General features: G+C 37.0%; 21 protein-coding genes and 1 pseudogene. 6 read left to right on the top strand and 16 right to left on the bottom strand.

Annotated features, from left to right (window positions below):
* Positions 1–154: 154 nt before the first annotated feature.
* A complete protein-coding gene (nagE, locus tag QFZ28_RS24390) occupies positions 155–1,600 on the bottom strand; it encodes an N-acetylglucosamine-specific PTS transporter subunit IIBC (protein ID WP_307197229.1) in 1,446 nt (481 codons plus the stop codon).
* Between the two features lie 194 nt (positions 1,601–1,794).
* Complete coding sequence (locus tag QFZ28_RS24385; RefSeq protein WP_307197228.1) at positions 1,795–2,277, bottom strand: PTS sugar transporter subunit IIA; 483 nt, start codon at positions 2,275–2,277, stop codon at positions 1,795–1,797.
* Between the two features lie 403 nt (positions 2,278–2,680).
* On the opposite strand from QFZ28_RS24385, the gene QFZ28_RS24380 reads away from it, so the two are divergent.
* The gene (locus QFZ28_RS24380; RefSeq protein WP_307197227.1) at positions 2,681–4,171 is read left to right on the top strand and encodes a peptide MFS transporter; all 1,491 of its coding nucleotides are present in this window, start codon (positions 2,681–2,683) and stop codon (positions 4,169–4,171) included.
* Positions 4,172–4,294: 123 nt separating this feature from the next.
* Positions 4,295–4,774, top strand: a complete 480-nt coding sequence (locus tag QFZ28_RS24375; protein WP_307197226.1) for a glutathione peroxidase — start codon at positions 4,295–4,297, stop codon at positions 4,772–4,774.
* 250 nt (positions 4,775–5,024) lie between these two features.
* Here the strand turns inward: QFZ28_RS24375 and QFZ28_RS24370 are convergent, their stop codons facing one another.
* The 11 genes and pseudogenes from QFZ28_RS24370 to QFZ28_RS24320 all read right to left on the bottom strand — a co-directional run bounded on the left by QFZ28_RS24370 (position 5,025) and on the right by QFZ28_RS24320 (position 16,252).
* Complete coding sequence (locus QFZ28_RS24370) at positions 5,025–6,377, bottom strand: PTS galactitol transporter subunit IIC (protein ID WP_307197225.1); 1,353 nt, start codon at positions 6,375–6,377, stop codon at positions 5,025–5,027.
* A 40-nt stretch (positions 6,378–6,417) separates the two neighbouring features.
* Positions 6,418–6,693: a PTS sugar transporter subunit IIB gene (locus tag QFZ28_RS24365; protein WP_307197224.1), complete on the bottom strand. Its 276-nt coding sequence runs from the start codon at positions 6,691–6,693 to the stop codon at positions 6,418–6,420.
* Between the two features lie 85 nt (positions 6,694–6,778).
* Positions 6,779–7,252 (bottom strand): PTS sugar transporter subunit IIA, encoded by a 474-nt coding sequence (locus QFZ28_RS24360; RefSeq protein ID WP_307197223.1) that lies wholly within the window; start codon positions 7,250–7,252, stop codon positions 6,779–6,781.
* A gap of 112 nt (positions 7,253–7,364) precedes the next feature.
* Positions 7,365–8,030 (bottom strand): transaldolase family protein, encoded by a 666-nt coding sequence (locus QFZ28_RS24355; protein ID WP_307197222.1) that lies wholly within the window; start codon positions 8,028–8,030, stop codon positions 7,365–7,367.
* Between the two features lie 146 nt (positions 8,031–8,176).
* Complete coding sequence (ppdK, locus tag QFZ28_RS24350) at positions 8,177–10,855, bottom strand: pyruvate, phosphate dikinase (RefSeq protein ID WP_307197221.1); 2,679 nt, start codon at positions 10,853–10,855, stop codon at positions 8,177–8,179.
* Positions 10,848–11,672, bottom strand: coding sequence for a pyruvate, water dikinase regulatory protein (locus QFZ28_RS24345; protein ID WP_307197220.1), 825 nt, complete (start codon positions 11,670–11,672; stop codon positions 10,848–10,850). The genes ppdK and QFZ28_RS24345 overlap by 8 nt, the downstream gene beginning before the upstream one ends.
* Positions 11,673–12,543: 871 nt before the next feature.
* Positions 12,544–13,777: pseudogene (locus QFZ28_RS24340) on the bottom strand (MFS transporter).
* 79 nt (positions 13,778–13,856) lie between these two features.
* Positions 13,857–14,234: a PTS glucitol/sorbitol transporter subunit IIA gene (locus QFZ28_RS24335; RefSeq protein ID WP_307197219.1), complete on the bottom strand. Its 378-nt coding sequence runs from the start codon at positions 14,232–14,234 to the stop codon at positions 13,857–13,859.
* Positions 14,235–14,258: 24 nt separating this feature from the next.
* Positions 14,259–15,293, bottom strand: a complete 1,035-nt coding sequence (gene srlE, locus QFZ28_RS24330; RefSeq protein ID WP_307197218.1) for a PTS glucitol/sorbitol transporter subunit IIB — start codon at positions 15,291–15,293, stop codon at positions 14,259–14,261.
* A 30-nt stretch (positions 15,294–15,323) separates the two neighbouring features.
* Positions 15,324–15,854: a PTS glucitol/sorbitol transporter subunit IIC gene (gene srlA / locus QFZ28_RS24325; RefSeq protein WP_307197217.1), complete on the bottom strand. Its 531-nt coding sequence runs from the start codon at positions 15,852–15,854 to the stop codon at positions 15,324–15,326.
* A 20-nt stretch (positions 15,855–15,874) separates the two neighbouring features.
* The gene (locus QFZ28_RS24320; RefSeq protein WP_307197216.1) at positions 15,875–16,252 is read right to left on the bottom strand and encodes a transcriptional regulator GutM; all 378 of its coding nucleotides are present in this window, start codon (positions 16,250–16,252) and stop codon (positions 15,875–15,877) included.
* Between the two features lie 223 nt (positions 16,253–16,475).
* On the opposite strand from QFZ28_RS24320, the gene QFZ28_RS24315 reads away from it, so the two are divergent.
* The 4 genes from QFZ28_RS24315 to glpX all read left to right on the top strand — a co-directional run bounded on the left by QFZ28_RS24315 (position 16,476) and on the right by glpX (position 22,278).
* Positions 16,476–17,423 (top strand): sugar-binding transcriptional regulator, encoded by a 948-nt coding sequence (locus tag QFZ28_RS24315; RefSeq protein WP_307197215.1) that lies wholly within the window; start codon positions 16,476–16,478, stop codon positions 17,421–17,423.
* Between the two features lie 361 nt (positions 17,424–17,784).
* Positions 17,785–19,119 carry an NAD(P)H-dependent oxidoreductase gene (locus QFZ28_RS24310; RefSeq protein WP_307197214.1) on the top strand — a complete coding sequence of 445 codons (1,335 nt, stop codon included), beginning with the start codon at positions 17,785–17,787 and terminating at the stop codon, positions 19,117–19,119.
* Between the two features lie 376 nt (positions 19,120–19,495).
* On the top strand, positions 19,496–21,064 hold the full coding sequence (locus QFZ28_RS24305) for an FGGY-family carbohydrate kinase (protein ID WP_307197213.1): 1,569 nt from the start codon (positions 19,496–19,498) through the stop codon (positions 21,062–21,064).
* 245 nt (positions 21,065–21,309) lie between these two features.
* Positions 21,310–22,278, top strand: coding sequence for a class II fructose-bisphosphatase (gene glpX / locus QFZ28_RS24300; protein ID WP_307197212.1), 969 nt, complete (start codon positions 21,310–21,312; stop codon positions 22,276–22,278).
* A 115-nt stretch (positions 22,279–22,393) separates the two neighbouring features.
* Here the strand turns inward: glpX and lipA are convergent, their stop codons facing one another.
* The 3 genes from lipA to QFZ28_RS24285 form a co-directional block, all read right to left on the bottom strand.
* On the bottom strand, positions 22,394–23,299 hold the full coding sequence (lipA, locus tag QFZ28_RS24295) for a lipoyl synthase (protein WP_307197211.1): 906 nt from the start codon (positions 23,297–23,299) through the stop codon (positions 22,394–22,396).
* A 169-nt stretch (positions 23,300–23,468) separates the two neighbouring features.
* Positions 23,469–24,413 (bottom strand): sugar-binding transcriptional regulator, encoded by a 945-nt coding sequence (locus tag QFZ28_RS24290; protein WP_307197210.1) that lies wholly within the window; start codon positions 24,411–24,413, stop codon positions 23,469–23,471.
* Between the two features lie 244 nt (positions 24,414–24,657).
* Positions 24,658–25,599, bottom strand: coding sequence for a sugar-binding transcriptional regulator (locus QFZ28_RS24285; protein WP_307197209.1), 942 nt, complete (start codon positions 25,597–25,599; stop codon positions 24,658–24,660).
* Between the last annotated feature and the right edge of the window lie 7 nt (positions 25,600–25,606).

Below are 25,606 nucleotides of genomic sequence, written 5' to 3'. Positions count from 1 at the left end.
AGAAGGCGCTTTTTGCCTTCTTCAGAGGGCGGCTTATGACTCGAGTCCCAAGGAGCCGAAACTAGACACGCTTATGACCCGAGCCCCTAGGCGCTGAAGCTAGACCGAAAAAAAACGCTTGAACCAAATGGTCCAAGCGTCTTTTTATTTAATCCTACTTTCCCTTCCGGATTTTAGCAATTTCATCAGCTACAAATTGAACATTTGTACCAACGATAACTTGAATGCTATTTTTTCCTACAATATTGATTCCTGGTACTCCAGTGGATTTAATTTTCTTCTGATCTACTGCATCCATATCCTTCACTTCTAAACGCAGGCGTGTTACACAATTGTCTACAGATGTAACGTTTGCGTCTCCGCCTAAGCCTTCATAAATCTTAGCAGCCATTGCAGCAAACTTATTACCACCTGATTGCACATCCTCCGACACTTCATCAATATCATCTTCACGACCAGGTGTTGTTAAGTTGAACTTTGTAATCATAAAGCGGAATAAGAAATAGTAGATTACAGCAAATACTAGGCCTTGAACAAGTAACATATATGGCTGGTTCGCAATTGGAATTTTTAAGCTTAGCACAAAGTCAACCAATCCTGCACTAAAGCCAAATCCTGCTGTCCATTGGAACGCAGCTGCAATCGCTAATGAAAGACCTGTTAATACAGCATGTGTTACATAAAGTGCAGGAGCAGCAAACATAAACGCAAATTCAAGAGGTTCTGTAACCCCAGTGAAAAATGAAGCTACACCTGCAGCCATCATTAAGGCAGCCACTGTTTTTTTCTTCGAAGATTTAGCAGTATGGTACATAGCTAACGCGGCTGCTGGTAAACCAAACATCATAACTGGGAAGAAACCAGCTTGATACCTGCCGGTAATACCCTGTTCACCTTTACTAGACCAGAAATTACCAATATCATTAATGCCTGCTACATCAAACCAGAACACTGAGTTTAAGGCATGGTGTAATCCGATTGGAATTAATAAACGGTTGAAGAAACCATATATACCTGCACCAATTGCACCTAAATCACTAATGCCTTTACCAAAAGAAACGAGTCCAGAGAAAACGACTGGCCAAACAAAGAACATGACTAATGATACAGCCAACATTGCTACGGATGTCATAATGGGAACAAGTCGTTTTCCACTAAAGAAGGATAACGCATCTGGTAACTTCACATGACTGAAACGATTATACATAATTGCCGCGATAATTCCGGAAAGAATCCCTGTAAATTGTGTTCCAATTTTTGCGAATGCTGGGTTAACAGCTTCTGGATCAACTCCTTGAAGCAAAGCCACTGAGTTTGTTGATAACACAGTTGTAATAACCAAATAAGCAACCAATCCGCTTATTGCAGCTGAACCATCTTTGTCTTTTGACATACCAAGCGCTACCCCGACCGCAAAAAGGATAGCCATGTTATCAATAATAGATCCACCTGCTTTAATTAAGAAAGCAGCCACCGGACTTTCAGCACCCCAGCCTGTAGGGTCAATCCAGTATCCGATACCCATTAGTATCGCAGCTGCAGGCAATACAGCTACTGGCAGCATTAAGGAACGGCCTAGTCTTTGAAGATATTTCATCATTTTTTATTCCCCCTATTTATTGATTAAACAATGACCTCATTTGTCTCAATTTCCTTTCCTAGGTCAAATAATTCATCCCAGCTTAGTACAGCGGTAATAAAATAAATAATAAGTGCTTTGCACCATGGAATTCGTTATTTTTAGCTATTATGCAACGGTTTGAAGTCTACCACCCCCTTTCTAAGAAATGTAATTTAAGAGCCTGTTATGATTACTGTTTTACCCACAACCGCATTCTTTTCATCAGTAAGAGTATATTGCTTTTTTCCATCCTGGCTGTTTGTAATCACAATAGGGGTTACTATGCTCTTGGCATGTACCTTAATATATTCCCAATCAACCTCCATAAGCCTTTGCCCAACAGAAATTTTATCACCTTGGTTAACTGCTAATGTAAAGCCTTTTCCATTTAAAGCAACAGTTTCTAACCCAACATGGATTAATATTTCTGTTCCATCATCGGCACGAATGCCAATTGCGTGCTTCGTAGCTGCAATTAGAATCACTGTTCCACTAACAGGAGAGTGAATATCTCCTCCACTAGGACACATGGCTATCCCTTCCCCCATCATCTTTTGGCCAAATACAGGATCTGGAACGTCCTCTAACGGAATAATGGTTCCATTGACTGGTGCAATTATTTGTAACTTTTCTTTCTTATAGAAACTAAATACCATACTTATTACCCCTTTACTTTAAAAAATAAATAGAAAAAAGGCATGGGGGTACAATAAAAGGGCAAAAAACCGCCTTTTATTTTACCACCATGCCTGATCGTATCAGTAACATGTGATCACTATTTACTATTAATACAATCATACCATTAAATAAATATAAAACAAGTGAAAACGCTACCACTTTTTTTGGAAAGTATCAATTATTTCTCCTAATTAGTTTTTGTAATAATTTGTTTTATCGAAATAGAACTATTATTTTAAAAAAACTTTCTTTTCATCTAAATTATTTCAATATCCCTGTTATAACAATGTTTCTAAACATTAGTATCCTATTTTCCAAACATAGTTTTTGACAATTAAAAACAATCGAAAGTATTATAATATAATAAAGGGAGGTTGAATTATGTCGAATTATAATAGGCAGAAAATTGTGGATAGTGTCCCTCAGAAAGGTTTCTTTGGACATCCAAAAGGCCTATTCACTCTTTTCTTTACAGAATTCTGGGAGCGTTTCTCTTATTACGGAATGAGAGCCATCCTAGTCTACTATATGTACTATGAGGTCTCAAAAGGCGGATTAGGACTTGATGAAAACTTAGCTCTATCCATTATGTCCATTTATGGATCGCTCGTTTATATGTCCGGAATCATCGGAGGATGGTTAGCTGACAGGATATTCGGAACATCTCGAGCGGTGTTTTACGGTGGAATCCTGATAATGCTTGGACATATTGTACTTGCAGTACCTGGAAGCGTAGCAATGTTCTTTGTATCTATGGTATTGATTGTTCTTGGTACAGGGATGCTTAAACCGAATGTTTCAACTGTCGTTGGTGAAATGTACAGCGAAACAGACGAACGCCGTGACGCTGGATTCACTATCTTCTATATGGGGATTAACGCAGGGGCATTCTTAGCACCGCTAATTGTCGGAAGTGTTATGGACTATAGCTTCCACTTAGGTTTTGGTATTGCTGCTGTCGGAATGTTCTTAGGTCTAGTGATGTTTGTTCTAACAAAGAAGAAAAACCTCGGACTTGCTGGTACCACTATACCAAACCCACTTACAAAAGCTGAAAGGAAAAAAACCTTTACATTCATTGGTTTGGGTATAGTCATTTTAGCTGTACTATGTGCTATTTTAATCCCAATGGGAGTATTAACGTTTGCTAGCTTTATCAATATTGTTACGTTCCTTGGTATTATCATTCCAACTATTTATTTTATTGTTATGTATCGCAGCCCTAAAACAACAACAGTTGAGCGTTCACGTATTATCGCTTATATTCCATTATTTATTGCAGCTGTTATGTTCTGGTCTATTCAAGAGCAAGGCTCAACAATCCTTGCAAGTTATGCCGATAAACGTACTCAATTAGATTGGATGGGAATTGAAATCTCTCCTGCATGGTTCCAATCTTTAAATCCGTTGTTTATTATCATTTTTGCTCCTATATTTGCGGGCTTATGGGTTAAATTAGGAAAACGCCAGCCGACAGTTCCTCAAAAGTTCTCTTTATCTTTATTATTTGCTGGTTTATCGTTCCTAGTAATCTTGTTACCGGCTTATCTAGGTGGAACTGATTCATTGGTTAGCCCAATGTGGCTTGTTCTTAGCTATTTAATCGTTGTATTTGGTGAATTGTGTATATCACCTGTTGGTTTATCCGCAACTACAAAATTAGCTCCTGCTGCATTCTCAGCGCAAACCATGAGTTTATGGTTCTTAGCAAGCGCGGCGGCTCAAGCCTTAAATGCACAAGTCGTTAAGTTTTATTCACCTGAGAATGAAATGACCTACTTCGGCAGCATCGGTGGAGCAGCCATCCTACTAAGTTTAATCCTTTTCATTCTAGCCCCAAGAATTCAAGGCTTAATGAAAGGTATTCGATAATATGATTAAAGCAGTATCTCATTATGATGGGATACTGCTTTTTATTGTTGTCATCTTTTATTAAATCGCCTACAATTAAATCGCGCACGATTCGTATTTAAGGTATTACTTGGAGGTATGACAATGAATAATGTATTTGAGTTTCAAGTTAAAATGACAAATGGTCAACTAAAAGAACTAAGTGAATATCAAGGGAAGCCCTTACTTATTGTCAATACAGCCAGTAAATGTGGTTTAACACCCCAATTTAAAGGGCTCCAGGAGTTATATCGTAAATACAATGACCGCGGTTTAGAGATATTAGGTTTCCCTTGTGACCAATTCAATAACCAAGAATTTGATAATATTGAGGAAACCACTCAATTTTGCCAATTAAATTATGGTGTAACCTTTCCAATCTTTGCAAAAATTGATGTGAATGGCGGGAACGCCCATCCACTATTTACCTTTTTAAAAGACCAGAAAAAAGGGCTTCTCTCTAAAAATATTAAGTGGAACTTTACTAAATTTCTAGTTGACCCAAATGGTAAAGTGGTTGAACGTTATGCCCCAACGACAGAGCCAATTAAAATTGAAATTGACTTAAGAAAGTTACTTTCCTAAGTTAAGTGATCTGTGAAGGAAGACTTTATTACCAGAAGGGTCGCAGAAGTAAGAATTGTTGTTAATCGTTGTTTATTATACTGAGAAACAAAAACTGGATAGCCCTATTAAGACTATCCAGCACATCCTATTATTCGATTTTATTATACTTTGATAAGTCAGAGCTCTTTTTTCTGACTTGTTGTATAGTAATAACCAACCATTTTCGCTATAACTGATATACTTCGGTTTACTAATTTTATCATTTTATTTATGCTGACAGGTCCTTATTCTCATTTTTATCAATTTGCATATCTTTTTTCTTTAGAACATATGCAGCAGTTAAGGCAATAAAACCTACAAGCCCTAATCCGATATAGCCAAATTTTGAGGCAAAGACAAATATAGCTGTAGTAGGTACTGCTCCATCAACTAATGAAGAAATAGCTGTAGCACCTGCAGGCAGATTAAAACCTGCATTTATTGCTGCTTCGGTAAAAAATGGTGAAACATATGTTGCAATCAAGAGACCAAATCCAATAGCGATTGAACCAGCTAAAATAGTTCTAACAACATTTCCTCTAAAAATCGGAACCATTAAACAAATTATAAATGGAATAGTTACTAGGTCTCCGAAAGGAAGAACTTTGTTACCTGGAATTAGCACCGCTAGTCCTAAAGCAATTGGTATTAACAGTAACGATGAAGCAATTACCGCTGGATGACCCACTGCTAAAGCAGAGTCAAGTCCAATGTAAAGTTCTCTTCCTGGAAATCTCTTTTTTACAAATTCTGAAGCGGCTTCAGAAATTGGGGCTAGGCCTTCCATTAGAATAGCAACAACTCGAGGTAGAAGCAGCATTACAGCAGCCATTTTGACACCTAATTGAAGGATTTCCTGTAAGTTCCATCCTGCCAAAGCTCCAATAGCAACCCCTAAAATGAAACCAAGAACAGTGGATTCCCCCAAAACCCCCATTCGCTTTTGAATAGTATCAGGATCAGCTTTTAAATTTTTGATTCCTGGTAACACATTAAACAGTTTCTCAAGGGGAAGCGCTAATAATAAATATGGCGTTGACGTTCCGTGAGTAAAAGTTAAGCTATCATATCCATAATAGTTTTTTACGTATTTAGCTGACATATCGGATAGAACCAAAATAACAATTGTATGAACCACAGTTGTTGTTATGCCCATTATGTAACTTCCAGTAATGGCCGTAACCAAAGCCCCAGTAAATGCACTATGCCATAAATTCCATAAATCTATGTTAAGGGTCTTTGTTAAGCCAATAAGTAAAAGAATAATGTTTACAGCAATTCCAATCGGAATTGCTAATGCACCGACAGAAGAACCAAATGCTATAGCTGCTGTTGCGGGCCATCCAACATCAATTACACTTAGATCCATCCCCAATCGATTTACCATATCCTTTGAAGCCGGCCCAAGGCTGTCCATTAATAAACCAATAACTAGATTCACTCCAACGAAGCCTATACCAACAGTTAAACCTGCACGAATGGAAGTACTAACCTTAGTTCTCAACAAAATACCGAAAAGAAATATAATAATGGGAAGCATCACAGTAGGGCCCATATCCACTATATATTGAAGAATTGACATAAAGAACTCCTCCTAGTAAATAAAAATAGATTGATGCCTCTTAAGATAATGCTTCAGCAATCTTATTAAATACTGCTTCGGCACCCACCCCAGTTAAAATTGGAACACCACTAATCGTTTGAGTTTTCACTGTTGAAGGTATATGTGTAGTTGAAATGATAAGATCAAAATCTTCTGAACGGTTGGCAATATCACTAACCTTTGATTGAATAATCGTTGCCTTAATCCCTTTTTTATCTAAGAATAATTTTACTTTCCCCACTACAACAGTTGATGTTGCTACCCCTGTACCACAAATAATAGCTACTTTTTTCATTTTATTTTTTCCACCCTTCAATTTAAAATAATATTTTATTAATTCTTATAGATAAAACATTAAAATAAGCCTGATATATGTCTGTTCAACTGGTTACCTTATTGCAAAATTGTTCTATAATAGAAATCACCTGTTGTTTTGATGAGCTTTTCTTCAATTTTTCAAGTGTTTCTGAGTCTTGTATAATTTCAGTAACCATTTGTAACACCCATAATTGACTTTCTGGATTTTTAATAGCTAGCATAAAAATAATATTTACATCTACTTCCATATCATCTGTGCCCATTTGAAAAAAAGTGATTGGTTCCTTTAGAATTCCTAAAGCAATAACAGGTTTGTTTACATGAATATGGTCGGTGTGTGGGATTGCAAGCCCCCATTCAGCTGCTGATAAACCTGTAGGATACAGTTCTTCTCGTTCACTAACTGCTTGCAAATATGTTTCCTTTACAAATCCATGTTCATATAAAGCACTCGTCATCTGCTCAAAAGCCTCTTTCTTTGATTGTGTATCAAGAAAAAAAATTAGTTCCTCTTTAAAATACTCTTCAAAAGCCATACTTTTCCCTCCAAGTTCGTTTAATATATCAAGGTACTAGTCCTGATGGATGTCATGAAACCCTCTATTTATTTGTAAGATGTACTCCTAAATACTTTGTATTAACTGCTATTCAGGTAGTTAATACACCAAAGCGCCCTTGCCAATCTTTAGAAAATCCCTCTACACTTACAGCGGAGCAAGGGTGAACATGAAGAGCCTCAATAATATCAGGGCTGACTGTAACAGAATGTGCTCCTGCTAAACTGCATTTATGGACCTGGTTTATGTTTTTAAAACTGGCAGCCAGTACTTCTGTTTGTAATTGGAACGTATTAAACAACTTAACAATTTCAGCTACAACTTGAATCCCATCATTTGAAAGATTATCAATTCTATTCACATATGGAGCTACATACTGCACACCGCAGTTAGCGGACATTAACGCTTGTTGTGCTGTAAAAATAGCTGTGCCAAGTGTATTGATACCAAGTTTATTTAGTTTTTTCATTGCTTTATATCCTTCTTTAACTGCTGGAACTTTAACATATATGTTTCCAGCAAGCGTTTGAACGATATTTTCCGCCTCTTGAACAATTTCATCTGCCGTTTTTGAAAGTGTTTGGACAAACAACGGTTTTTCAGTGCCGATAATTGTTTGTATTTGCTTTAACACATCCCAGTAGTCTTCTTTTTCTTTTGCTAAAATGCTGGGGTTGGTTGTTACACCATCTATTTGGTAATACTCTGTCAGTTGGCGAATTTGCGACAAATTAGCTGAATCAATAAATATTTTCACGTTTATATTCTCCTCATCATTTAATTCTTTGCTTTGTCATCGGTCCATTAAAGACTTGGCTAAACGCTAAACCTTCATCACTATGATCCACAAACTTGGACAGTGAAACAAATAGAGGCTGACCGAGTTAGGTCAGATTCACTCTATTATATTTGATCCAGAAGTTCTTTTATGGGCTGTTTCTGTTCCCTTTTAATAGTAGCTTGAGCGGCTGCAAGGCGTGCAAGCGGTACACGGTATGGTGAGCAGCTTACGTAATCTAAACCAACATCATAGCAGAATTGGATTGAGCTTTTTTCTCCTCCATGTTCACCGCAAATCCCTGTTTTTAACCCAGGCTTTGTTTGTCTGCCAAGTTTCACGCCAGTTTCTACAAGTTGGCCTACTCCTTCTTGGTCAAGGACAGCAAATGGATTTTCTGGAAGAACTTTATTTTCAATATAGCTTTGAAGGAATTTACCCTCTGCGTCATCACGGCTATAGCCAAAAGTAGTTTGAGTTAAATCATTTGTCCCAAAGGAGAAAAAGTCTGCCTCTTTAGCAATTTGGTCAGCTGTTAATGCCGCTCGCGGAATTTCAATCATAGTACCAATGAGATAATCGTATTCCTGTCCTGTTTCCTTCGTAACTTGCATTCCAGCATCGATAACTAATTGTCTCATTTCCTTTAACTCATTTACATGACCAACCAAAGGAATCATAATCTCTGGCTTTACGTCAATTCCTATTTGCATCACTTTCGCAATGGCATAAAAGATTGCTTTTGCTTGCATAACGTAGATTTCAGGATGAATCATTCCCAATCGACAGCCACGGTGCCCAAGCATTGGATTAAATTCTTCTAATTGACGTACTTTTCGTAAAAGATGTTCCTTCTCCTTTAATTTTTTAGAATTTGGATCTGTCATTTGGAGCTTTGTAACCTCAACTAACAGTTCTTCCTTATCCGGCAGGAATTCGTGAAGAGGCGGATCTAATAAACGAATGGTTACCGGATGCCCCTGCATCGCTTGGAAAATTCCTTCAAAATCATCCCGTTGCATTGGCAACAGCTTATTAAGAGCGTCTGTACGTTCTTCATATGTTTCAGCAAGTATCATATCCTGAACAATTGGGATCCGCTTTGTGTCCATAAACATATGTTCTGTACGGCATAATCCAATTCCACCTGCTCCAAATTCAAAAGCTTTTTCGGCATCTTCTGGATTGTCAGCATTTGCTCTTACGCCTAGCTTTCTCTCTTCATCTGCCCACGTAAGCAACAATTTAAATTCATCTGATAGTTGTGGCTCAATCATAGGGGTTTCACCTAACATAATTTCACCAGTTGAACCGTCAATGGTAATCATATCGCCTTGATTTATAGTAATCATTTCTCCTACTTTAAACTGCTTTGCTTTTAAATCAATCTTTAATGATTCACAGCCACAAATACAAGGTTTTCCCATGCCCCTTGCAACAACAGCAGCATGGCTTGTCATTCCACCGCGGCTTGTGACAGTTGCTTGAGCTGCAACTATGCCATGAATATCATCGGGTGTTGTTTCCGGACGAACAAGAATAACCTTCTTTCCGTCTTTTGTTAGTGCTTCTGCTTCATCCGCATCAAATACCACTTGCCCTCTTGCCGCACCTGGAGAGGCCGGTAAACCCATCGTTAACGGTCTCCGTTCGTATGAATCATCGATCCGACGATGGAGCAGCTGATTAAGCTGATCAAGATCTATACGGAGAATTGCTTCTTTCTTACTAATAATCTCTTCTTCTACTAATTCAACTGCAATTCTGATTGCCGCTTGAGCTGTTCTTTTACCAGTGCGGGTTTGAAGAATAAATAGTTTACCACGCTCTACCGTGAACTCAATATCCTGCATGTCACGATAATGCTCTTCAAGAAGGTGACACGTCTCAACAAACTGCTGATATACCTCTGGCATTTCATCCTGGAGGGCATAGATTGGTTGAGGGGTTCGAATGCCTGCTACAACATCCTCTCCCTGAGCATTTATTAAATATTCACCATAAAGCTTACGTTCTCCTGAAGATGGGTTACGTGTAAAGGCAACTCCAGTACCTGAATCATTACCCATATTTCCAAAGACCATGCCTTGAATGTTCACTGCTGTACCAAGATGTCCCGGAATTTTTTGAAGACGACGGTATACAATAGCACGTTGATTATTCCAAGAATCAAAAACTGCATTAATGGAAAGAAATAATTGTTCTTTCGGATCTTTCGGGAAAGCCTTTCTAGTACGCTTTTTTACAATATCTTTGTACCCCTTAATGACCTCCTTCCAATCATCTGCAGTCAATTCAGGATCTGAAGAATATCCCTTTTGCTCCCTAGTTTCTTCTAAAAGTTGCTCAAAATAAAAACCATCTACACCAAGTACAACATCACTAAACATTTGAATAAACCTGCGGTAAGAGTCATAAGCAAACCGCGGATTATTTGTTAGTTTGGCCAACCCTTCCACAGTTTCATCATTCAGTCCAAGGTTTAAAACTGTATCCATCATTCCTGGCATCGAAAATACTGCACCAGAACGGACAGAGACAAGCAATGGATTCACTGGGTCTCCGAGCTTTTTACCTGTTTTTTCTTCAAGTCTATTAAGAGCATCTAATAGTTGAAATTCGATCTCTGAAGTAATAGATTTCCCCGCAGCATAATATGAATTACAGGCTTCTGTTGAAATGGTAAAACCATAAGGAACGGGCAAACCGATTCGGATCATTTCTGCCAAATTAGCTCCTTTACCTCCCAAAATTTCTTTCATTCCACTGTTTCCCTCATCAAACATATATACAAATTTACTCATCAACTCCAACTCCCCTCTTTTTTAATAATGCTAATATTAGATCAGCAGTCTCTTCCACCGCTTTATTGGAAACATCAATAATAGGACAACATAAACGTTTCATAATCTTCTCAGCATAATCTAGTTCCTCAAGAATCCTATCTAAATTTGCATAGTTCGCTTGAGATGTTAATCCTAAACTTTTTAAACGCTCCCTACGTATTTCATTCAGTTTATCTGGTGTGATCACTAAGCCAACACATATACTTCTTCGAATTTCAAATAGTTCATCGGGTGGTGCTACTTCTGGTACCAAAGGTATATTTGCCACATTAAGTCCCTTATGGGCCAAATATATAGAAAGTGGTGTCTTTGACGTTCTAGAAATTCCAATTAATACAATGTCTGCACGTGTTAGCCCTTTAGGATCTCGTCCATCATCGTTTTTTACTGCGAATTCTATGGCTTTAACTCTTCGGAAATAGTTAGCATCTAATTTCCTCATTAATCCAGGCTCACACTTGGGGTCCCCTTTAAATTTTTGAATAAACGCTTCCATAAGTGGATTTATTAAATCAACTGCAATAATTCCTTCTTCTCGTACCCTTTGGTCAAGATATTTTTTTAAAAAGGGAATGACAATCGTATAGGCAATGATAGAATCACTTTCCTTCGAGGAAGTAATAATATCCTCAATATCCTCAATTTTCTGTACATAGGAATTATGTTGGATTTCAACATAGCCCCCATTAAATTGAGCTGCAACTGCTTTTACGGTCAACTCAGCCGTTTCGCCAACCGAGTCGGAAACTACATAAACAGTTTTTCTCTTATTCACATCTGGTCCCCCTAATTTTTTGCATTTCATTCGTTCGATACTTTAGGTATTCTTCGCTTAATGATCATCGGGGCATCTGAACACCTACAAAGCCGCCTTATGTGAATCCGTTTACAACAAACAATGAATCTATTTAATAAGTAATCAATATATTTTGCAGCAACAAATAGAGTCCATTATTGTCTTAGAAAAAAGGTAGTCCACTCTATGACTTTTCTAAAATGCTTCCGTATATTCAAGTTACATTAATTTATATTTAGTATGTTAACATGTCCTTCCACTAGAAACAATCACTTTTTTAACAACAAGTTACTTTTGTGAAAAAAGTATAAAATTTTTTTATAGTTAGGCAAAAACTTAAAAAATAAAATGTAAAAAAAGACATAAACAAATACTGATGAAAAAATAGAAAACATAGATATAACGAGAAAATGAAAGTTGTTGCTCGCTTTCATTGACAATGTTCTCGTTTACATGCTTACATATAGCCTTTGCTAAAATGGTAAAAAATGTAGGATAATAAGGGTACAATAATCTTACTAAGGAGGTGATTTAAGTGACAAAATTATTAGATTTAATTGCTCTGGTGATGGAGAAATTCGGAAATTGCATGGGGGGAATCCGTTAGCAAAAGTGAGGTTATAAGGGTCCAACAATAGTGAGAGAATATAATCCCCCTACATTCCTAGTTTTCCCCATAATTCTTCAAAACACCCCAATTAAAATGGCTTTCAACAATCAATGACGGGTTCTTAGAAAAAGGTTTGGTAATCAAACGATTAATTTTGATTAAGAAAATCCCCTCAGTTCTTTTTACTAAGGGGATAAATATTGCCGTTACTTATGGTACGGTTCACAGTAATGGTGAATATTATATTGCTTTTGTAACATTGTCGTAATGGTCATTTTGAGTCTCTTCTTGTTTAGGAAGTGTAATGAATATCATCAAGAATGCACTAAGCAAGTATAAACCTACATAAATCCAGATAATACCTACTACACCTATACTCCCGATGAAAATCCCTACAATTGCAGGGCCCAAAAATGTACTTAGACCCGCACCAAGATTCAAAACTGACATCGCTGCTCCCTTATTATCTGGAGCTAATGAAGGAATTAAAGCAGATAATGGAACATAAGCAGCCAAACTTGCTCCGAAACATGCTGCTACAATTGTTGACGCCATGTAATTAGGTCCCATGAAAGTAGGAACATAATAAAATGCCGCTGTAAAGACTGCACAACCTACTCCGCCAAACCACATAACTGTATTACGCCATCCTAATTTATCACCAACAATTCCAAAAATTAAATTAAAGAAAATGTTACTTGTCCAAAGCGCTCCATAGATTTGTAACCATTCAAATCTCGTAAATCCTACCTCCATCATATAAGCTGGCATAAATACTACAAATCCATATGCTCCCGCCGTATTGATTGTTCTTACGATACAGCCTAATCCAATTTTCGGCTTTTCAAAAGCGATCGTAATACCTTTTGCAAGATATTTTATTATATCTGCTCTCGTTTCAAACTTTTTTGTATCTTTATTACTAGAATCATCCTTATTTAAAAAAATAGCGAGAGTAGCACCTAAAATAACAAAAATTAAGGCACTCCAAAGTGTGTTAATTTCTCCTAAAACCGGAAGAGCAAAACTAGAATAATACGCACCTAAAACATTTAAACCTCCCGCAAATGCAAACCAAAACCACCCTATAGCTGTCCCAAGTTTGTCACTTGGGAGCATAGTACGTAATCCAAACTAAGAATGAATATGCAAAGAGCGGATAACCAAGACCTCTAAGAGAGTATGTTGGAATCATAATGGCAAGATTCATGTCCGAGATTCCAAATAGCAGGAAAATGATTGTCCCTAATACAAATAATAATAATCCTAAAGTCATTGCTTTCCGAGGCCCTAGAATTTCTGCCAGTACTCCTGAGAGCCAAGCAGCAATCGCAACTGCGAAACCATAGACAGAAAATAATAAAGCAGACTGCTGTACCGTTAAACCATTATCCATCAAATACGAGGAAAGCCAACCTTGTTCAAGTCCGTCTCCCATCATAAAAAGCAAAATCCCTAAATATCCTAAAGCCATTTTAGAATCTAAACCCAACCTGTTTAATACCCCATTCACCTATATTCCTCCCAGTCTGTCTTTAACAATTGATTTCTCTTTAAATCCCCATAGATAGTTTTCTAAACATAATTTTTGAAGAAACAGTGATATTCGGGACTTCTTTGTCTTCTACACAGAGGGTTCCAGGCAGGTCAGACTCCAAAGACCCATTGAAAGAAACGGTTGAGTGCCCCAACTCTCTCATCGTCTCATTCACTTTGTGTCCGACAGAAGTTATTTTAAACGATTGGTCACCAATCACCAATTCATCCCCTACTGTAATATCGTCTTCCAATGGACAATACTGATGGATAACAGCGATTTCACGTAAGTCAGATGGTGCAGATTCATTAAATAAAACAATCATTTTTTCTTGTAAAAAAAGCTCCACTTGTGACCCAACTTCAGTAACGGTAGATTGATAGATAGTTTTCATAATATAATCTCCCTTTCCTAATTATCACTCATATAATCCAAAACTAAATACATAGGCAATTGCAACTCCCAAAGGACCAGTAATTAACCTTGACATTAATACTGCAGGCACGCCAACTTCAACCGTGTCAGGCTCAGCTTCACCAAGCGTCAGTCCTACTGGAACGAAGTCACATCCCGCTTGTGGGTTGATTGCAAATAAAGCTGGTAAAGCCAAACTTGGCGGAATATTTCCCCTACCTATCTCTACTCCAATTAGTACGCCCACAACTTGAGCAATAACAGCTCCTGGTCCTAATATTGGTGATAAGATTGGTATGGCACAAATGAGAGATAAAATCAAAAGACCAAAAATATTCCCCGCAAGTGGTGATACAAATTTGGCGATAAGGTCTCCGATTCCTGTATATAAAATAATCCCAATAATAGTACTTACTAAAGCCATAAACGGTAAGATATTCTTAAAAATCTGTTCAACCGTTTCACGTGCCGCCTGATAAAAAACTCCGACGACACCACCCATGCTTCTTCCAATTCTTTCAATAATTGATGTTTTTCTGTTTGTCTTTAATGTGTACTGAGCTGCCTTTTGTTTGGCCTGATCTTTTAATTGTTGCGGATTGAGAGAGGAAGGCTTTGCTTCAACTCGAATGGTATTTGAATTTTCTCCAATAGGCTCAATATTTTCTTCTTTAACACCTGAAACGAAATTGTGCTCTTTGATAAAGTTCATAAGTGGACCTGATGGTGATGTAGGTGTTAGATTCACTGTCATCACACCCATCTTAGGATAAACCCCGCAACGAGCAGTTCCACCACAATCAATAATTACACAAGCAATTTCATTGTTTTTAATAGATGTTTTAAAACCATCTATTGCTTCCGCGCCTGTTAAATCAGCGATTTGTTGAGCAATTGGATGTATTCCTCCACCTGTAACTGACATAATATACTTTTTATCTTCATCTGGCTGGATAACTAATGGTCCACCCCAACCACTGCTTCCTTTGGATATTTTCACAGCACTTAATCGCTTTAAGGTAGCTTGACTTTCACTCATAAATATTCACCCTCTCTATTCGATTCTGTTTTAATTCACTTTTAATCCTCTGCTTTTCATCATCTTTACTGTAATTTTTTCTGTTACGATACCTCTAATTAAAATAACAATCATACCAACGATAAACAGACGAATCGCTAACGGTCCCAAGGGTAAATCTAATTGTGTAATTCCTTGTGCAATCCCCATATATACGAATAATTCAGCTGCATTTGCATGTGGAAATAATCCGGTTATAGGGTGTACCAACGATACAGATGAGTCATAAAATGCAGGCTTTTGATATTCTGGTAAAAACTTACCAAACGTATATGCCATTGGATTTGTTAAGAAAAAAACGGCTAACAGTGGAAACACCGTATATCGTAAGATAATGTTTCGTGTGCATTTTTGGGCAAATTTGTTGATCCTCTCTTCCCCAACCAATTTAATAATTGCATTCACAGCTGTAATTAAACATATAAGGGTTGGAACAATCCCTGTTAGCATTCCGATAAAGGTTTCCCCACCTTTTTGAAACATTCCTATAAACCCTTCTGCCAAGTGTACAATCCAATCCATACTTTCTCCTCTTTTCTTAGCTATAGAATAGAAACGCTTTTATTCATTTGCTGTTTTATTTTTTCTATTGCCATTTCTAAAGGTGCTTGGTACTTAATGTCTTGATCTAAAATATGAAAGATATCACAATTCGTAAAACGCTTACAATTTCTAAATCTAGAAAAAACAGTTACACCTGACATAATTCTACAATCAATAATAATACCTTCTAAATTTGTTACTATGATTAATACAGTTCCTAACCCGAACTTTCTTTTTTGTACCCCCACTCCCAAATAACCTGAACCACGTTTGCTCATATCCCGGATAGTTTGACGGTAGTGTTTCACCTGTATCATCGTCATTAACAGTTGAATCAACCAAAGTGCTATAAAGATAGAAATGTATACTCCCCACATATCGACCCCTCTTTTATCAAAAGTTACCTTTTGTTAATTTTGTTAAATTATAAAATTTTTTCTTATTATCTGTCAATACATTTTTTTGTGAATCTAGTCTTTAATGAAATTTTTATGTGTTAATTTTAAATATTTTGAATTGGCAAGTAAGTAGAGCATTCTTGTTTAGTACAGTTATTACTTGCTATAATAAAAACACTTAAATAGATAAGGAGGCGATTATATGTTAGGCTCGGAAGATAGACGCCAATTAGTGAGAATAGCTAATTTATATTATGTGGAAGGTTGGACACAAGGACAAATAGCTAAAAAATTTGATGTTTCTCGCCCCTTTATTTGCAGGTTGCTGCAAAGAGCAAAAGATAATGGCATCGTAGAAGTGTACATCAAAGAGGAAAGTATCCATACTATCGAAATGGAACAACAGCTAAAACATAAGTATAGATTAAAAGATGCTATAGTAGTATCGACTGATGGACTTACACCTGAAATTGCAAAAAAGGCTATAGGTCAAGCAGGAGCCTATTACCTCTCTAAAAACCTTGGAAATACGAAACAACTAGGGATTTCATGGGGGACTACCTTATCGGAACTGGTAAAAGAGTATCCTTTTGAACAGAGAGAAAAAGTAAATATTGTTCCGCTTGTAGGAGGCATAGGAACACAACATGTTGAAATACATGCTAATCAATTGGCGTATGAATTGGCTAGAAAAATGAACGGAACATGCTCATATTTATATGCACCAGCAATTGTAGAGACAAAAGAATTAAAAGATTACCTTGTAGAAATACCAGATATTGCATTGGTTCTTGAGCAAGGAAAAAATGTAGACTTAGCCCTTATTAGTATTGGAAATCCCTACGCAGGTTCTACCATGCAAGCACTCGGATACTTACAAGACGATGATCTACAGCAATTCCACAAAATGGGCGTTGTAGGTGACATCGCTTCTCGTTTCTTTGACTGGGAGGGAAATATGGTTAACCATCCTCTAAATGATAAAGTCATTGGTTTACCACTAGAGCAACTGAAGCAAATCAAAAACGTTATTGCAGTAGTTGAGGGAACTCATAAGCTAGAAAGTTTGTTTGCAGCTTTAAAGGGAGAGTATATAGACGTATTAATTATAGATGAGCAAAGTGCTTCTAAACTTATAAAAGAGAAATAAAGGGCTAATTCAGTGGTTACTTTAGTAACTTTTGAATGTAGCCCTTTATTTCTGTTAGGATTTTTCAAGAAAAAATCTTGTTAAAAATGAATATATTAAATACTGTTTTCCTGAAAAAATAAGTTTCATTACAGTGAAACTTACATAAAAAGGCTACGAAGACCTATCTTATAGGTCTTCGTAGCCTTTTTATGTTGTCCAAGTTTCTAGTCGGAAAAATTTATATATTGACAATTTTTATAATAAGAAGCTATAATTTTGACAAAAGTAACAAACAGTAACTTTTGTTAATCGATTGTACAAGAAGAATAAAAAACGAATATCACTACTTCATCAAAAAATTATTTAAGGGGGCTTTACTATGTTAGGACTAAATTATAAATTAAGGGAATTAGAGAAATTAGGAAGAGAAATACGTGTTGGACTAATTGGTTGTGGACAAATGGGAAGAGGAATGATTTCACAAATTGAAAGTATGAAAGGGATGCGTGTTGTTGCAACTGCCGATCTTCACACATCACTAATACAACAGGCTTACATGAAGGCTGGAGTAAATGAACAATCCATTGTGTTAACCGATCAAATTGAAGTAGCGGAAAAAGCAATTGAACAAGGAAAGGTAGTTGGAACTGTTTATAGTGAACTGGTGACTAGTTTACTAAGCGTAGATGTTATTGTAGATGCGACAGGCGTTCCAAATCTAGGAGCGGAAATTGCGTGGAAAGCGATATTGAATAAAAAGCATATTGTTATGCTTAATGTAGAAGCAGATGTAACGGTTGGACCTCTTTTAAAGAAGATGGCGGATGCAAGCGGAGTGGTCTATACAGGATCAGCAGGAGACGAGCCGGGGGCGGTTATGGAGTTGTACGACTTTGCGGATGCCATAGGCTTTGAAATCATAGCTTTAGGAAAGGGGAAAAATAATCCATTAAATTATGCAGCGAACCCATCTTCAGCCGAGGCGGAAGCGAAAGCAAAAGGATCCAGCCCAAAAATGATTGCATCGTTCCAAGATGGAACGAAAACGATGGTAGAAATGAATGCGGTTGCTAATGCAACTGGATTCCTGCCAGATGTTGCTGGTATGCATGGTCCTTCCGGAACAGTTCAAGAGCTTCCATCTTTATTCCAACTTAAAGAAGAAGGCGGCATCCTGAATAGAAAAGGAATTGTGGACTATGTAAACGGAGTGGCTCCGGGTGTATTTGCCATTATTTCTTCTGATAAGGAAGAGGTCCATCATGAGATGAACTATTTAAAAATGGGAGACGGTCCAAACTATATCTTATACCGTCCATACCATTTAACCAGCTTAGAAACACCTCTTTCTGTTGCACGTGCATACTTCCATAAGGAAGCAACAATCGCTCCATGGAAGGGTCTACAAGCAGAAACAGTAGCGGTGGCGAAAGTTGATTTAGAGCCGGGTTCCCGCCTTGACGGCATTGGCGGCTATACAGTATATGGAAAATTATTATCTCAGAGTGAATCATCTAGTGCAAATGCACTGCCAATCGGTTTAGTAGATCCAAATGTTGTGGTTACACGTTCTGTGAAAAAAGGAGAAATTATAACATTTGGTGATATCGAACAAGAAAAAGAATCAATGATTTGGAAATTACGTTCATTGCAGAATATGGAAAATAAAGTAGTAAAAGATTCTTCTAAAAAGTCAACACCTATTTTAGTTTAATTTAAAAATTTAAATACATGTACAGAAATTAAACTCTATTACTTTAGGATTAAACTCCTAACTAAACCAGAACACTAAATAAGAGGGATAATGTGATCAGATCAAAGACACTTTAATGTTGATTTGAACTTTATCTCTCTTATTTGCAAAACCGCTAGATTTCAAGAAACACAAAAATTATTTCGACTCTCAGGCATAAGCCTGATAAAATATTTATTATCCCTCTAGTATTTATGACAAAAATTTAAGGGATAAACCAGCATTAAACTGAAACGACCTCAATAATAATCAAAATCCCTAAATATAACCATTCATTAAACGTTTTATGAAAACGCTTTATGGAAACGTTTAACTCTCAGTAAAGGAGAATATATAAATGAAGAAGGAGCTAGTAATAGGAATCGACGGTGGCACGGAGGGTGTTAGAGTAGGTATATATGATTTATATGGAAAACAAGTTGGCATCGGTGTTACCGGATATAAAACATATCATCCTAATCCAGGTTGGGCAGAACAAGATCCCCTGGAATGGTGGTCTGCTTTAGTCAATAGTATAAAACAAGCAATGAAGCAAGCTGGAGCTACAAAGGAACAGATTATAGGTTTAAGTTTAGATACTACATGCCCGACTATTGTACTATGTAAAAATGACGGAACACCGTTACGACGGGCCCTTATGTGGATGGATCTTCGCGCTCATGAAGAGGCCAATCATATTTCCTCCTTTGCAGATGATGCTTTAAAATATAATGGCTATGGAAAGGTTTCACCAGAATGGATGCCATGTAAGGTTCTTTGGTTAAAAAGAAATGAACCTTCACTTTATGAAAAATCAGAAAAAATATTAGACTTTTCTGATTGGTATACGTTTAAGTTAACAGGCAGACATACCGGAAGTATCAGTACGACAACATACAGATGGTATTACAATCAAGAAGAAGGCGGAGTACCAATACGTTTTTATGAATCAATTGGCTTAGGCGACGTTTTTGAAAAGCTTCCTCGTGATATATACAAATTAGGCGAGCATGTTGGCGGGCTTACACGAGCAACAGCAGAGGAATTAGGACTATGTGAAGGAACTCCTGTTGCCCGTGGAGGCGTAGATGCCCTTAATGGCATGATTGGTTTAGGTGTAATTCAATCTGGAAAACTTGCTTTAATTACAGGATCTTCACACAATATCTATGGATTAACAGAAAAACCAGTTCATGCCAAGGAAATTATGGGTTCATTCCCGGATGCCGTAGTTCCTGGTTTACGATTGGTAGAGGCCGGACAGTCCTCTTCTGGTTCTACTATTAAATGGTTTAGAACAAATTTTTGCAGGGATTTAGAATATCTAGCAAACGAAAAAAATGGAAGCGTCTATGATTTATTGAATCATGAAGCTTCTCAAATTCAGCCAGGTTCTGAAGGCCTCATCGTTCTAGATTACTGGCAAGGAAATCGATCCCCACATGTAGATCCAAACGCTAGAGGCCTAATATCTGGATTGTCGTTAAAACATGGAAGAGAACATATTTACCGAGCTATTATAGAAGGAATTGCCTACGGAACTGATTATAATATCCGGAATTTTAAAAATAATGGGATTGCTACCACAGAGGTGTATGCAGCCGGTGGAGCAACAAACAGTAAATTATTCCTTCAAATTCATGCCGATGTTAGCAATATAGCTATAAACGTACCAGAGGATAATCAAGTCGCATGTTTAGGTTCTGCAATTTTAGCTAGTGTGGCTGCAGGAGCTTATGTGAGTATCGAGGAAGCAGTTTCAAATATGGTGCGATTTAAAAATGAGAGAATCTTGCCTAATCAAGAAAATCATGAAAAGTATCAATTATATGCCGAACAGTACAGAAAAGCCTATCCACAATTTCATAATTGGATGTGGGAAAATACAAAAATTAGCCAAGTTGAGTTAGCTACCACCCTTATGTAGGTTCTGTACAATATCCTTATTTTGTTTCTTGCTCTAAAACTATTTGATAATAACATAAAGCATAACCGATTTGATAAAAAACACATTATACTGTCATTCTAAAATTCGTGTATGCTCTCATCAAAAATTTTATTCTGGGCAGACTTCATCTCTTGGTGAAATTGCCCTTTTTTATCTAAAAATATTACTGAAAATAATGAATTATAAAATTTGTTGTAATAATTGGTAAATAGGAGATGTTTAAAATGGAAAGAAGTCTTTCCCTGGAGCTTGTACGTATTACAGAAACAGCTGCTTTATCTGCCGCGAGATGGATGGGTAGAGGAAAAAAGGAAGAAGCAGATGAGGCAGCAACGAAAGGCATGCGTGATGTATTTAATACAATTCCCATAAAGGGAACTGTAGTGATAGGTGAAGGCGAGATGGATGAGGCCCCCATGTTATATATAGGTGAAAAACTAGGAACAGGTTATGGTCCTCGTGTTGATATCGCTGTAGATCCATTAGAAGGCACCAATATTGTGGCAGCAGGTATGTGGAATGCTCTTACTGTACTAGCGATTGCTGAACATGGAAACCTTTTACATGCACCAGATATGTATATGGATAAGATAGCTGTCGGTCCAGAAGCAGTCGGACAGATTGATATAAACGCGCCTATAATAGACAATTTGAGGGCAGTTGCTAAAGCAAAAAATAAAGATGTTGAAGACCTCGTTGTTACTATTTTGTATCGAGAAAGGCATGAAAAGATCCTTCAAGAGATAAGAGATTCTGGTGCACGGATAAAGTTGATCCATGATGGAGATGTTTCGGCAGCTATTAGTACAGCTTTTGACCATACTGGTATCGATATTATGTTAGGATCAGGAGGAGCCCCTGAAGGAGTATTAGCAGCCGTTGCCTTAAAATGTTTAGGCGGCGAGTTACAAGGAAAGCTTTTACCACAAACAGAAGAAGAAATAATTAGATGCAAAAGGATGGGAATAAACGATATTAACAGTGTATTAATGATGGAAGACATTGTAAAAGGTGAGGATGCATTCTTTGCAGCAACAGGTGTGACCGATGGAGAACTTTTAAAAGGGGTTCAATATAAAGGAGATATTGCTACAACACATTCAGTTGTTATGCGTGCAAAATCAGGCACCTTACGCTTCATTGAGGGTAAACATAGTTTACAAAAAAAATTCGAATTAGCTACCAGCTTATAAAAGGTAAAATTCATGACAAAAAGAACCTCCAAAGTGGAATATTCCCCCTCTTACTATGTTAGTAAGGTTGGTGTTTGTGTCTACTTTAGAGGTGCTATTTATTAAATTAATATAGCTATATATTCTGACTATGAAATTGCTTTGTTGCCATATCTACCTGTTCATCAGCGTGATAGGACGATCGTACAAGAGGACCTGACTCACAATGATGAAATCCTTTGCTTAATGCAATTTCTTTTAACTCTGCAAACTCAGCAGGCTTCCAATACTTGATAACAGGCAAATGCTTTTTAGATGGCTGTAGGTATTGCCCAATTGTAAGAATATTTACATGATTTTCCCGCAAATCATCCATTGCTTCTATAATTTCTTCCTTTGTCTCCCCAAGCCCAATCATAATACTGGACTTTGTTGGAATATCTGGCTGCATTTCTTTCGCACGACGTAAAAACTGAAGGGAACGGTCATACTTTGCTTTTGAACGAACTCGGTCTGATAAATTCCGAACAGTTTCAATATTATGATTTAAAATATTTGGACGCGTATCTAGCAGTGTTTTTAAGTTCTCATACACTCCGCCCATATCTGATGGTAAAACTTCAATAGAAGTAAGAGGACTTTTACGTCGAATAGCACGAACTGTTTCCGCAAACACCCCTGCACCGCCATCTTTTAAATCATCACGAGCAACTGCAGTAATTACCACATGCTTTAAGTTCATTTGTACAACAGAATCGGCTACACGTTCAGGTTCTTGCCAATCAAGCTCTGTCGGCAATCCTGTTTTAACAGCACAGAAGCGACAAGCCCGAGTGCAGACATCTCCTAAAATCATAAAAGTGGCCGTTCTTCTGACAGCCCAACATTCATGAATATTTGGACACTTCGCTTCTTCACAAACTGTATGCAGCTGTTTATCCCGCATCATTTTTTTAAGACTGCTATAATTTTCATTTGTATTTAATTTAATTTGTAACCACTCTGGTTTACGAACATGTTTTTTTATTACCATTTTAATCATCTCCCTGTAGACCTATCATACATAAACAACTAAGATCAAAATTGGATATTTTAAGGAGAGGCAAAAGCTAGAACTATTATAGTTATTATTGTTTAAGTTATTAGCTAAGCTACGGTAAATAAAAGACTATAAGCCTATTCATACTTAAGATGACTATTAAATTAGCCTTTTATTCTTTTATAAGTACCGAGGCAGTTTGATCATCTATAATTAGTACGTCTATATACTCTCCCTTTAAAGCTGCAGACAGGCTTTCTATCTTATGGGATCCCTCAACTACTGCTATGACCTTCTTAATTTGCTTTAGTTGATCTAGCGATAAACCAATGACCTTATCATTTAAAGGATGGTTAACTACATTTCCTTCCCGGTCAAAGAAACGAGACGCGATATCACCTACAACACCCAATTGACGCAGTTGCTGCAAGTCATTTTCTTCTAAATATCCGAGTACTCTCATCGTAGAATCTGTGTAAGGGGAACCTACACTGAGTAGAGCCACATCAACATTTTTTCCTTCTTCAAGCACCGAGGAGATATCTTTCATTTTGACGAGATGATCTCTTAGTTCTTTTGTTTTTACAATCGCTGGAGCATATAAGTACGAGCATGTACCATTCAATTTTTTTGATAATTCATACGCCAATTGATTAGAATGCATTTCAACATGTTTCGTTCCCAGGCCTCCTACAAGAGGAATGACTTGTATCTCTTCTCTCTTTTCAAAAGGATACTCTTTCACTAGTTCTAATAAGGTAGACCCCCATGAGATACCAATTCGTTTTACATCTTTTAAGTTTTTAGAGAGATAATGACTTCCTGCTTGTCCTACTGCTTTTTTTATCATCTCTGATGTAAGTCCTGAGGTAGATACTACAACAACATCCTTTAAATTATATTTCTTCTCGAGTTGATACTCTAATTGGACAGTACGAAACTCTTCATCCTTTATATACACTTCTACCATTCCAAAATCTCTTGCCTTTTGTAATAGCTTTGAAATAAGGCTCCTGGATACACCAACCTTTTTCGCAATTTGTTCTTGTGTACTATCCTCAATATAATACAAATTAGCTATTTCTATTAATCGTCTCTTTTCTTCCCAATCTAACATGTCATCGCCTCTTTATCTGTTCAATCCTTTTATTTTAAAAACCCATGCTTACACACTTAATGGATAATTTAACATCAATATAACAGACTGCCCATATTTAAGAAAGACTATGATAACGACTGAATAATTTCTTTAAAGCTTTCACCTTTAATTCCTGGCTGATTTTTATTACATCTGGATTGAAAAATTATAAATAAATAGGCTGAACCCAAAGGACATTTTAAGTGGCCTCTGAGTCAGCCCTTTATCTTTCATCTAAAAGTGCCGCAGCTGTCTGCTCATCTATAATTAATACATCTAAATAATTTCCATTTAAGGCACTAAGCACGCTCTCCAACTTATATACACCATCTACGACTGCAATGACTGTCCTGATTTTTTTTAGTTGTTCTAAAGAGATACCGATTACTTTATCATCTTGATTGATAGGTGCACCTAATTCATCAAAAAAGCGAGAAGCAATATCACCTGCCACACCCATTTTACGAAGACTGTTCATCTCATCCTCTTGTAAGTAACCTATTTTCCTTAGTGTAGACCCCTTATGAGGGTTCCCTATACTAATAAGTGCCACATCTACATTCTTTCCTTCTTCAAGTACAGCTTCAATGTCATGCATTTCCATCAGGCGTTCTTTTAATTCTTCTGTTTCAACAATAGCGGGAGCATATAAATAGGAACATGTACTATTCATCTTTTTAGATAATTCATAAGCTAATTGATTGGCATGTATTTCTACGTATTGACGTCCCATTCCTCCCTCTAGAGGAATAATCTTTATCCCTTCTCTTCGCTCGTACGGGTACTCTTTGACCACTTCAGCCACAGTAGTTCCCCACGAAATACCTAAGAGTTTGACATCTTTCAAGTTTCTGGATAAATAATAAGCTCCGGCCTTCCCAACTGCCTTTCTGCTCATTCCCGGCGTATATCCAACGGTTGAGACCACAATTACATCCCTTAGTCCAAATTCTCTTTTCAACTTTAGTTCTAATTCAACCGTATGAGCATTTTCATCCTTAATATATACTTCAATAATACCTAACTCTTTTGCTTTTTGTAGTAACTTTGAGATACCAGGCCTTGAGACACCAACTTTTTTTGCAATTTGTTCTTGTGTCCAACCTTCAGCATAATATAAATTGGAAATTTTTACAAGATGTCGTCTCTCTTTCCAATCTAACATGTAATCG

The sequence above is a fragment of the Neobacillus niacini genome (genome assembly GCF_030817695.1).
GTDB lineage: Bacteria > Bacillota > Bacilli > Bacillales > Cytobacillaceae > Neobacillus > Neobacillus niacini_F.
Note: the sequence above shows the minus strand (reverse complement) of the source record. Positions and strands in the feature narration are given on the sequence as shown.

Excerpts from the sequence above, each read along its gene's own strand:
- ppdK (WP_307197221.1), bottom strand. The coding sequence starts at position 10,855 with ATGAGTAAATTTGTATATATGTTTGATGAGGGAAACAGTGGAATGAAA.
- QFZ28_RS24305 (WP_307197213.1), top strand. The coding sequence starts at position 19,496 with ATGAAGAAGGAGCTAGTAATAGGAATCGACGGTGGCACGGAGGGTGTT.
- QFZ28_RS24320 (WP_307197216.1), bottom strand. The coding sequence starts at position 16,252 with ATGTGGGGAGTATACATTTCTATCTTTATAGCACTTTGGTTGATTCAA.
- srlA (WP_307197217.1), bottom strand. The coding sequence starts at position 15,854 with ATGGATTGGATTGTACACTTGGCAGAAGGGTTTATAGGAATGTTTCAA.
- QFZ28_RS24385 (WP_307197228.1), bottom strand. The coding sequence starts at position 2,277 with ATGGTATTTAGTTTCTATAAGAAAGAAAAGTTACAAATAATTGCACCA.
- QFZ28_RS24285 (WP_307197209.1), bottom strand. The coding sequence starts at position 25,599 with ATGTTAGATTGGAAAGAGAGACGACATCTTGTAAAAATTTCCAATTTA.
- QFZ28_RS24335 (WP_307197219.1), bottom strand. The coding sequence starts at position 14,234 with ATGAAAACTATCTATCAATCTACCGTTACTGAAGTTGGGTCACAAGTG.
- QFZ28_RS24315 (WP_307197215.1), top strand. The coding sequence starts at position 16,476 with ATGTTAGGCTCGGAAGATAGACGCCAATTAGTGAGAATAGCTAATTTA.
- QFZ28_RS24375 (WP_307197226.1), top strand. The coding sequence starts at position 4,295 with ATGAATAATGTATTTGAGTTTCAAGTTAAAATGACAAATGGTCAACTA.
- QFZ28_RS24360 (WP_307197223.1), bottom strand. The coding sequence starts at position 7,252 with ATGGCTTTTGAAGAGTATTTTAAAGAGGAACTAATTTTTTTTCTTGAT.
- glpX (WP_307197212.1), top strand. The coding sequence starts at position 21,310 with ATGGAAAGAAGTCTTTCCCTGGAGCTTGTACGTATTACAGAAACAGCT.
- srlE (WP_307197218.1), bottom strand. The coding sequence starts at position 15,293 with ATGAGTGAAAGTCAAGCTACCTTAAAGCGATTAAGTGCTGTGAAAATA.
- QFZ28_RS24365 (WP_307197224.1), bottom strand. The coding sequence starts at position 6,693 with ATGAAAAAAGTAGCTATTATTTGTGGTACAGGGGTAGCAACATCAACT.
- lipA (WP_307197211.1), bottom strand. The coding sequence starts at position 23,299 with ATGATTAAAATGGTAATAAAAAAACATGTTCGTAAACCAGAGTGGTTA.
- QFZ28_RS24380 (WP_307197227.1), top strand. The coding sequence starts at position 2,681 with ATGTCGAATTATAATAGGCAGAAAATTGTGGATAGTGTCCCTCAGAAA.
- QFZ28_RS24370 (WP_307197225.1), bottom strand. The coding sequence starts at position 6,377 with ATGTCAATTCTTCAATATATAGTGGATATGGGCCCTACTGTGATGCTT.
- nagE (WP_307197229.1), bottom strand. The coding sequence starts at position 1,600 with ATGATGAAATATCTTCAAAGACTAGGCCGTTCCTTAATGCTGCCAGTA.
- QFZ28_RS24310 (WP_307197214.1), top strand. The coding sequence starts at position 17,785 with ATGTTAGGACTAAATTATAAATTAAGGGAATTAGAGAAATTAGGAAGA.
- QFZ28_RS24290 (WP_307197210.1), bottom strand. The coding sequence starts at position 24,413 with ATGTTAGATTGGGAAGAAAAGAGACGATTAATAGAAATAGCTAATTTG.